This window comes from Streptomyces odontotermitis (assembly GCF_050510915.1).
Taxonomy (GTDB): domain Bacteria; phylum Actinomycetota; class Actinomycetes; order Streptomycetales; family Streptomycetaceae; genus Streptomyces.
Window position 1 is genome coordinate 1 of sequence record NZ_JBNJLS010000042.1, and the last position, 8699, is coordinate 8699.

4 protein-coding genes are annotated in these 8699 nt (G+C 73.5%); 2 read left to right on the forward strand and 2 right to left on the reverse strand.

What is annotated here, in order from left to right:
* The first annotated feature begins 251 nt into the window (after positions 1-251).
* Entirely contained in the window at positions 252-2264 is a 2013-nt protein-coding gene (locus ACQB60_RS45545; protein WP_496932012.1) for an APC family permease, read from the forward strand.
* Positions 2265-2324: 60 nt separating this feature from the next.
* Here the strand turns inward: ACQB60_RS45545 and ACQB60_RS45550 are convergent, their stop codons facing one another.
* The gene (locus ACQB60_RS45550) at positions 2325-4241 is read right to left on the reverse strand and encodes an NAD-binding protein (protein ID WP_496932009.1); all 1917 of its coding nucleotides are present in this window, start codon (positions 4239-4241) and stop codon (positions 2325-2327) included.
* Positions 4242-4278: 37 nt separating this feature from the next.
* The gene (locus ACQB60_RS45555) at positions 4279-6861 is read right to left on the reverse strand and encodes an ATP-binding protein (protein ID WP_496932010.1); all 2583 of its coding nucleotides are present in this window, start codon (positions 6859-6861) and stop codon (positions 4279-4281) included.
* A 255-nt stretch (positions 6862-7116) separates the two neighbouring features.
* Between ACQB60_RS45555 and ACQB60_RS45560 the strand changes: the two genes are divergently transcribed.
* Positions 7117-8699: Na+/H+ antiporter (locus ACQB60_RS45560; RefSeq protein ID WP_496932011.1), on the forward strand; the 1583-nt coding region annotated here is incomplete at its 3' end.

Below are 8699 nucleotides of genomic sequence, written 5' to 3' on the forward strand. Positions count from 1 at the left end.
GCGTGAGAGGGCCTTGACGCGTCTCTGACGCCAGCAGTGCGTCAAGGCAGGTCGCGGCCGTGTCGCGGCCGTGTGCCGTCCGGTCCGGAGCATCCGGCCCGCGCCCCCACGCGCACCGCTTTGAGTCGTATGTGGGGTTTGCGCGCGAACCCTAACGCGTCCTTAACGCCGCCGCGCCAGGTGCCGCCCCTTACGCTCGCGCCGTGTTCACCCTGACCGGCCTGCTCAAGCGTCTCGTGATCGGTCGCGCCATGCGCAGCGAGGAGCTGGGTGAGACCCTGCTGCCCAAGCGTCTCGCGCTGCCGATCTTCGCCTCCGACCCGCTGTCGTCGGTGGCCTACGCGACCCAGGAGATCCTCCTGGTCCTCACCGTCGGCGGGATCGCGTATCTCCACTTCGCGCCGTGGATCGCGGCGGCCGTCGTCCTGCTGATGACGATCGTGGTGCTCTCCTACCGCCAGGTCGTGCACGCCTATCCCAGCGGCGGCGGCTCGTACGAGGTGGTGTCCACGAACCTCGGCCCCTCCGCCGGGCTCGTGGTGGCCGCCTCACTGCTCGTCGACTACGTCATGACCGTGGCCGTGTCGGTCGCCTCGGGCGTCGACAACATCATCTCGGCGGTGCCTGAACTCGCCCAGTACCGCGTCCTGATGGCCCTCGGGTTCGTCGCGGTCCTGACCGCGATGAACCTGCGCGGCGTACGGGAGTCGGGGCGGGCCTTCGCCGCGCCCACGTACCTCTTCGTCGGCGGCGTCCTCATCATGATCGCCACGGGTCTCTTCCGCTGGCTCGTCGGGGACGCGCCCGTCGCGGAGAGCGCGAAGTACGGCATCACGGCCGAGCCCGGCGACGCGCATCTGACCGGGCTCGCCCCGCTGATGCTGGTGCTGCGCGCCTTCTCGCAGGGCTGCACGGCGCTCACCGGGGTCGAGGCGATATCCAACGGGGTGCCCGCCTTTCGCAAGCCCAAGCCGAAGAACGCGGCGACCACGATGGCCGCGATGGGCCTCACCGCCGTCACCATGTTCATCGGCGTCACCGTGCTGGCACTGATCGCGAAGGTGCACATCACCGAGGACTCCTGCCAGTTGACCGGGATCGACGGCTCGTGCGCGTCGTACACGCAGAAGACGGTGATCGCGCAGCTCGCCTCCGCCGTCTTCGGCGGTGACCACAGCATCGGCTTCTTCTTCATCCAGGCCGCCACCGCGCTGGTGCTCATCCTGGCCGCGAACACCGCGTTCAACGGCTTCCCACTGCTCGCCTCGATCCTCGCCCAGCACCGCTATCTCCCCCGGCAGCTGCACAACCGGGGCGACCGGCTCGCCTTCTCCAACGGCATCCTGGCCCTGGCGGTCGTCGCGGGAGCGCTGCTGTGGTCGTACCGCGCGAACGTCACCGACCTCATCCACCTCTACATCCTGGGCGTCTTCACCTCGTTCACGCTCTCCCAGCTGGGCATGGTGCGGCACTGGAACCGCGCCCTGCGCACCGAGCGCGACCCCGCGGTGCGGCGCCGTGCGCGGACGTCCCGGTCCATCAACGGTCTCGGCGCCCTCGTCACCGGACTCGTCCTCGTGATCGTCCTGGTCACCAAGTTCACCCAGGGCGCCTGGCTCGCGGTCCTCGCCGCCGCCGTCCTGTGGCTGATGATGCGGGGCATCCGGCGCCACTACGACACCACCGCGACCGAGCTGGCCGTCGACGATCCGAAGGGTGAACTCGTCCTGCCCTCCCGGGTGTTGGGCATCGTCCTCGTCTCCACGCTGCACAAGCCGACGCTGCGGGCCCTGGCCTACGCGCGGGCGCTGCGCCCCGACCGCCTCGAGGCCCTGACCGTGTCGGTGGACCGCGACGAGGCGGCCGGGCTGCGGCGGCGCTGGGAGGAGTACGGGATCGAGGTGCCGCTGACCGTGGTCGACTCCCCGTACCGCGAGGTGACCCGGCCCGTCGTCGACTACGTCCGGTCGGTGCGCCGGGAGAGCCCCCGGGATGTCGTGGCGGTCTTCATCCCCGAGTACGTGGTGGGCCGCTGGTGGGAGAACCTGCTGCACAACCAGTCCGCGCTGTGGCTCAAGAGCCGGCTGCTGTTCACGCCCGGCGTGATGGTCACCAGCGTGCCCTGGCAGCTCACCTCGTCGGCCCGCGCCGCCGACCGTTCGGCCGCCCGCGCCCCCGGTGCGGTGCGCAGGGGCGAGCCCAGCACTCCCTCGGTACGGCGGCACGAGAGTCCCGTGGACGGGGTGGGCGGCCCCAGGCACTGACGCACCCGCTCGACTGACGCACGCGGTCGACTGACGCACCGGTTCACCCGACGCGCCTGCTCAGGGGCGCCGCTGCGGCGGGTGCGGCTGGACGCCCGTCATGAGGACGTCCAGTCCGCGCCGCGTCGTGGCGAGCACCACCCGGTCACCGGCGCGCAGCACCCGGCCGTGCGCGGGCCGCCAGTCGAAGCCCTGCGCACCGTCGATGCGGAACCCCGCGAGGGTGTCCAACGGCGCTCGCCCGGCGTCGGCCGCGCCGACCGCGAGGACCCGCCACTCGTGTTCGCGGAACGCCCCGTGCACGGACCGCCCTTCGAGTTCGGGGTGGCCCGCGACATCCACGGCGGTGAAGAGCAGTGAGCCGCGCTCCACCGGCATGACGCCCAGCACGTGGCGGCCCATCATGGCCGCCGCGAACTCCGGGGCGGCGAGCGCGGAGACGGAGCGGCTGCGGGTGAGGGCGTCCGGATAGGAGGCACGCAGGGTGCGCTGGACCGTCACGGCGAAGTCGTCGTCGTACAGCCTCATGACCGCGCGGACCGCCGGGTTGGTCTCCCGGGCGGCCATCACGATGTCGAGGTTCTCGCTGTCGTCCCGGGTCAGCACGAGCAGGGACTTGCTGTGCCGGACGCGGGCCCGGTCGAGGACGCCCGGGTGCGCCGCGTCCTCCAGGATCAGCGGGACGCCGTGCTCGCGGGCGAGGGCGACCCCGCGGGCGTGCGGGTCGCGTTCGACGGCGACGACCTTGTGGTCGGTGGTGCACAGGCGGGCCAGGACGCGAGTGCCGATCTTGCCGAGGCCGACGAGGACGATGTGGTCGTCGAGGTCGGCGTTGGGCGGGTGGTTCACGGACGCGGTACGGAATGCCTCGGTGGCGTTCATGGCGGCGGCGACCACGAGCGGCAGCACGGCGAGGCCCACGAAGCCCGCGATGAGCTGCAGCCAGCGCCGCACGGCGCCGTCGCCCGTGGCCGGGTCGCCCATGGTGAAGATGTCGAGGAGCGGCAGGTAGACGTTCTTCCACCAGGGGTGCTCGTGCGCGAACTGCCAGGTGCACAGGGCCAGTACGACGACGATCGCGGCCAACGCCCCGAAGACCGCGAGGACTTCGCGGGACAGGAACACCTTCCACGGCAGGTGCGCGAGCCGGGCCCGCAGCCAGGAGCCGCGCCGCTCGCGGCGGGGGTGCGCCTCGACGGCGTCCGTCCGGTGGGTGACCTCTTCGAGCATGAGGCGGCCGTGGGTGAACTGGCGGCGGTCGGCGGTGCGGGTGTCGGGCAGCAGCTGGGTGCCGTCCTCGCCGGGCGTCTCGGGGCTGTCGTCGCCCGCCGGGTCGTGCTCGTGGGCGCCGGACAGGACGGCGAGGGTGGCCAGGTCCGTGGAGTGCGGTGAGGCGCCGGCGACGCGGACGACGCCGCGGAACACCTTGCCCTCGACCTGGAGCGTGGGCCCGTGGCCGAGCGCAGCGGCCGCGACGAGTTCGGGCACCGCGGTGTCGGCGTCCGACAGGACCGTGGTGGACATGTCGACGTGCGCGGGGTCGGTGTCCGCGCCGACGGCGGCCGCCCGGTCCAGGAGCCGCTCCAGATGCCGGCCGCGCTCGCGGTTGAACATCCGCACGACGAGCCGTATCGACGGGTTGAGCCCGCGGGCGAGCAGCGCGGCCGTCATGTTGACCTGGTCGTCGCGGTAGGTGAGCGCGAGCGCGGCGGCCCGCTCGACCCCGGCGGCCCGCAGGGCCTGCTCGTCGGGCCGGGCCGCGACATGGAGTTCGACGGGCGAGCGCGGGTCGCGGTGCAGCGCGGCGATCCCGGCGCCGTGTTCGTCGCGCCGCGAGGGCAGCACCACGGTCACGGCCTCCCCGCAGACGGCGTCCAGCTCCAGGGCGAGCCGGTGCGCGAGCCCGTCGTCGCCGCAGATCACCATGTGCTGGGAGCGCGCCCCGGCCTGCGTCCGCAGATGGAGAGTCGACGTCACGGCGCACCAACCAGCCTGTGCACGGGCGCAGTCGGTCTCACGCGACGCCGCCGCCGACGGTCGTGGGCAGGGGCGGTTCGCTCACGGTGCCCGCGAACGGCAGGGACAGGACCATCGTCAGTCCGCCGCCGGGGGTGTCCTCGGGGTGGAGGGTGCCGTCCATCGCCTCGGTGAGGCCCCGGGACAGGGCCAGGCCCAGGCCGAGGCCGGTGGTGTTGTCGGTGTCGCCGAGGCGCTGGAAGGGCTCGAAGACCCGGTCCCGGTCGGTCGGCGGCAGGCCGGGGCCGCGGTCGACGACGCGCACCTCCACGCGGCCCGCGAGGGCGCTCGCGAAGACCTGGACCTTGGTGTGCGACGGGGCGTGCCGGGCGGCGTTGCCGACGAGGTTGGCGAGCACGCGCTCCAGGAGCGGCGGGTCGGCGAGGACGGCCGGGATCTCTTCGAGGTCGCCGACCTCGACGGCCACGCCGGGGGCGTCGGTGGGCAGGGTGTCGAGGGCGGGCCCGAGGACCTCCTCCAGGGCGGTGGCGCGCAGCTTCAGGGTGAGGGCGCCGGCCTGGAGGCGGCTCATGTCGAGGAGGTTCTCGACGAGCCGGTTGAGCCGGGCCAGGGACTCGTCGGCGGTGGCGAGGAGTTCGTCGCGGTCCTGCGGGGAGAAGTCGACGTCGCTGCCGCGCAGGGAGCTGACCGCGGCCCAGCTCGCCGCGAGCGGAGTGCGCAGATCGTGCCCGACGGCGCGCAGCAGCGCGGTGCGCATCCGGTCGGCGGCCTTGACGGGTTCGACCTCGGCGGCGGCGTCCGCGAGCCGCGCCCGCTCCACGGCGGCGCCCACGTGCGCGGCGAACGCGGCGAGGACGCGGCGCTCCGATGCCGCCAACTGGGCGCCGCGCAGCACCAGATGGGTGCCGGGCCCCGCGGGCACGGTCACCACGGCGCCGTCCCCGTCTGCCGGGCGCGCGCCGCTGTCGACCAGTTCCACCTCGCGGGCCCCGAACGTCTCCCGCGTCCGCTCCAGGAGTACGGGGATGGTCTGGCCGCCCCGCACGATGGTGCCCGCGAGCGAGGACATGGTCTCGGCCTCCGCGGTGGCCCGCGCCGAGCGCCGGGAGAGCCGCAGGGAGCGGTCGACGACGGCCGCGACGATCGCGCCGACCACCGCGAACACCCCGACGGCGAGCACGTTGTTGGGGTCGTTGAGGGAGAAGTGCCCGATGGGCGGGATGAACCAGTAGTTGAGGAGCAGCGACGCCGTGACCGAGGCGATCACGGCGGACAGCACGCCCCCGATGCAGGCGACGCCCACCACGGCCAGGAGGAACAGCAGGGCGTCGCTGGTGAGGTTGAGGGTGGAGCGCCCGGTGGCGAGCAGGAGGGTGAGCAGGACGGGCAGGACGAGGCCCGCGACGGGTCCCGCGATCAGCCGGGCGGTGGGCAGGGTGCGGCGACGGGACGGCAACAGGCGCCCGCCGCCCGCCCGTTCGTGGGTGACCATGTGGACGTCGATGCCGTCGGAGAGCGCCACGGTGGTCTCGCCGATGCCGCTGCCCGTGAGGAATCGTTCGATGCGGCCGCGGCGGCTGGTGCCGAGGACCAGCTGGGTGGCGTTCTCGGCGCGGGCGAACTCGACGAGAGCGGTGGGCACATGGTCGCCGACCACCGAGTGGTAGCTGCCGCCGAGGTCCTCGGCGAGCCGCCGCTGCCGGGCGAGCGAGGCGTGCGACGTCCCGGCGGCGAGGCCGTCGCTGCGGGCGACGTGCACGGCGAGGAGGTCGCCGCCCGCGAGTGGGGTCTCCCCTGCTCGAACGGAGTTGAGAGCTTGGGGAAGGTCGGCGATGCGGGCGGCCCGCCGGATCAGGGTGTCGCCCTCGGGCCCGCCGGTGAGCCCGACGACGACGCGCTCACGGGTCTCCCACACGCCGCCTATGCCGTGTTCCGAGCGGTATGCCTGCAGCGCCTCGTCGACGCGGTCGGCCAGCCACAGCAGGGCGAGCTGGCGCAGGGCGGTGAGGTTGCCGGTGCGGAAGTAGTTGGCGAGCGCCGCGTCGATCTTCTCGGGCTTGTAGATGTTGCCGTGCGCCATGCGGCGGCGCAGCGCCTGCGGGGGCATGTCGACGAGCTCGATCTGCTGGGCGCGGCGCACCACGTCGTCGGGGACGGTCTCGCGCTGCGGCACCCTGGTGATCTTCTCGACGACGTCGTTGAGGGACTCCAGGTGCTGGACGTTGACGGCGGTGACGACGTCGATCCCGGCGGCGAGGAGCGCCTCGACATCCTGCCAGCGCTTGGCGTTGCGGCCGCCGCCGGGCACGTTCGTGTGCGCGAGCTCGTCGACGAGGACGACCTTCGGCCGCCGCGCGAGCACGGCCTCGACGTCCAGCTCGTTGAACTCCCCGCCCCGGTAGGCGCATTGGGTGCGCGGCAGCACTTCGAGGCCCGCGAGCTTGGCCTCGGTCAGGGGCCGCCCGTGGCACTCGGCGAACCCCACCACGACGTCGACCCCTCGGGCGGCCCTGCGCCTGCCCTCGGCGAGCATCCGATAGGTCTTGCCGACGCCGGGCGCCGCCCCGAGGTAGACCTTCAGCTCCCCGGGCTTCGGCTCTCCGGGCCGTGCGTCACTCATCCGGCGCTCAACTCCTCGTCTGTGCACGCCCCTTCGCATGCTGGGCCGAGCGTCGCGCGGGAGGGTGGTGGCGATGCGCACCCTTGACGCGTCCCTGGCGCACGCGACGAGCACCTTGACGGCATCCTGACGAACACACGAGCACACGGCCTGGCGATAGGGTGCGAGTGGTGTGCCGGGAAGTCTGGTCGGCGTGACGGGGGCCTCGTGTCGAGGCGGAGCCCGCACTCGTTCCGGGGGACGTGAGGAATCGGCATGCGCAGCGTGGGTACGGTCCTGACTCTTGTCGTGCTCGCCACGATGGTGGCGACCTTCGCGCGCCACTGGCGCATCCCCGCGCCGTCCCTCCTCGTCGTGGCGGGTCTCGCGGCGGCTCTGCTGCCGGGCACCCCCGAGATCGAGATCAGCCCGGACATCATCGGCCTCGTGGTGCTGCCGCCGCTCCTGTACGCGAGCGCCGAGGAACTGTCGTGGCGCGAACTGCGCGCCGTCTGGAAGCCCGTCGGGGTGCTCGCGGTGGGCCTGGTGCTCGCCTCGGCGGCCGCCGTCGGCACGGTGGCCACGCTCCTCACCCCGCTCTCCTGGCCGATGGCCCTGGTCCTCGGCGCGATCCTCGCCAGCACCGACCCGGTCGCGGTCACCGCGCTCGGCCGCCGCCTCGCGCTGCCGCCCAAGGTGCAGGTCCTGGTGCAGGCCGAGAGCCTCTTCAACGACGCCACCTCGCTGGTGCTCTTCCGGGTCGCGGTGACCACGGCCGTCGCCGCGACGGCGGCCGACTGGCAGTCGGCGGGCGGGGAGTTCGCGCTGCTCGCGGGCGGCGGCACCGTCATCGGGGCGGCGGTGGCGACCGTGGTGACGGTGATACGGCGGCACACCGAGGACCCGGTCCTGGAGACCGTGACGGCCCTCGTCACCCCGTACGCGGCCTACGTCCTCGCGGAGGCCGCGCACACCTCGGGTGTCACGTCCGTGGTGGTCGCGGGGGTGGTGCTCGGCGGCCGGGGCGACCGGCTCACCAACGCGCCCATCCGGCTCCAACTGCACGCGGTGTACGGCACGGTGGTGTTCCTGCTCGAATCCGTCGTCTTCGGTCTCATCGGGCTCGCCCTGCCCGCGCAGGTGCGCGCCCTGACCGGCGCCGAGCGGGCCTGGCCGCTGTACGCGCTCGCCGTCGCCGGGACGCTCGTCGCGGTGCGGCTGCTGTGGCTGGCGCCGCTGTCGGCCCTGGTGCAGCGCAAGGGCGGCACCGGCCCGGTGTCGTGGCGGGTGCCGGTGGTGCTGACCTGGGCGGGCACGCGGGGCGTGGTCCCGCTGGCCGCCGCGCTGTCCATCCCGGTGCTGGCGGACGACGGCTCGACGCTCAAGGACCGGCCGCTGGTCCTCGTCCTGACCACGTCGGTCGTGGTCGCGACGCTGGTGATCCAGGGCTTCACGCTGGCGCCGGTGGTGCGCCGCTCGGGCATCGCCCTGGAGCCGGACCACACCGAGCGGGAGGAGGCCGGGGCCCGCCGCGGACTGGCCCGCGCGGGACTGGCCCGGCTCGAGGAGATGTCGGACCTGGAGGCCGCGCCGGAGGTCGTCCTCGACCGGCTGCGCCGCGGTTTGCAGGCCCGCCTGGAAGACGCCCAGGACCGCCTCGGCGCGGTCGACTCCAGCGGCAACGGCGCCGGGTCCGCCGGCGAGTCCGCGGACCTCGTCTACCGCCAGCTGCGGCGCGACCTGATAGCCGTCGAGACGAAGGCGCTCCAGGGCCTCTACGACGACCACCGCATCAGCGACACCACGCGGCGCAAACTGCAGCGCTCCCTCGACCTGGAGGACGCGCGCCTCACGGACGC